Genomic DNA, 804 nt, shown 5'->3' on the forward strand with positions numbered 1-804 from the left:
CACTCGCTGTATAGTTCAGCACATGCTGACTATTGCTTCACGCCTCGACGTCATGAACCGGCTCGGCCGGGCCATGGCCGATCCGACGCGTTCCCGAATTCTAATGACCCTACTCGACGGCCCGAGCTACCCGGCCGTGCTTTCGCGCGACTTGGACCTGACCCGCTCGAACGTCTCGAACCACCTGACCTGTCTGCGTGACTGCGGCATCATCGTCGCCGAGCCGGAGGGCCGCAAGACCCGTTACGAAATTGCCGATCCACACCTCACGGCAGCGCTCAACGCGCTGGTAAACGCGACGTTGGCCGTCGACGAAAACGCCCCGTGCATCGACCCTGAGTGCTCGGTGCCCGGATGCGGCGAGAAGGGAGCGGACGCATGAGTTCAGCATGTGGATGCGAACACAAACCCGCCACGGAGATTGACGAGCTCGATCGGCCATGGTGGAAGGACCCTGAGCTACTGCTACCGATCTTCTCCGGGGTAGCCCTCATAACAGGATTGGCGCTGGACTGGTCCGGGCTCGAGACACCCGCGAAAGTACTGTTCTGGGTCGGTCTGCTGCTAGGCGCATACACGTTCGCGCCTGGAGCGATCCGAAACCTTGTCACGAAACGCAAGCTCGGCATTGGTTTGCTGATGACGATCAGCGCGGTCGGCGCGGTAATCCTCGGTTACGTCGGAGAGGCCGCGGCACTAGCGTTCCTGTACTCGATCGCCGAGGCACTGGAAGACAAGGCGATGGACCGGGCCCAAGGCGGACTGCGGGCACTGTTGAAGCTGGTACCGCAGACCGCGACGGTG

The 804-nt window shown here is 62.3% G+C and carries 1 protein-coding gene and 1 pseudogene; both read left to right on the forward strand.

Annotation, left to right across the window (positions count from 1 at the left end):
• Positions 1–22 precede the first annotated feature (22 nt).
• Positions 23–382 carry a Cd(II)/Pb(II)-sensing metalloregulatory transcriptional regulator CmtR gene (locus HMPREF3149_RS09530; RefSeq protein WP_042528994.1) on the forward strand — a complete coding sequence of 120 codons (360 nt, stop codon included), beginning with the start codon at positions 23–25 and terminating at the stop codon, positions 380–382.
• Positions 379–804 (forward strand): annotated as a pseudogene (locus HMPREF3149_RS09535) (cation-translocating P-type ATPase); the annotation flags it as partial. The gene HMPREF3149_RS09530 and the pseudogene HMPREF3149_RS09535, both read left to right, overlap by 4 nt.

Origin of the sequence: Corynebacterium sp. HMSC05E07 (assembly GCF_001807225.1) — a bacterium.
GTDB lineage: Bacteria > Actinomycetota > Actinomycetes > Mycobacteriales > Mycobacteriaceae > Corynebacterium > Corynebacterium singulare.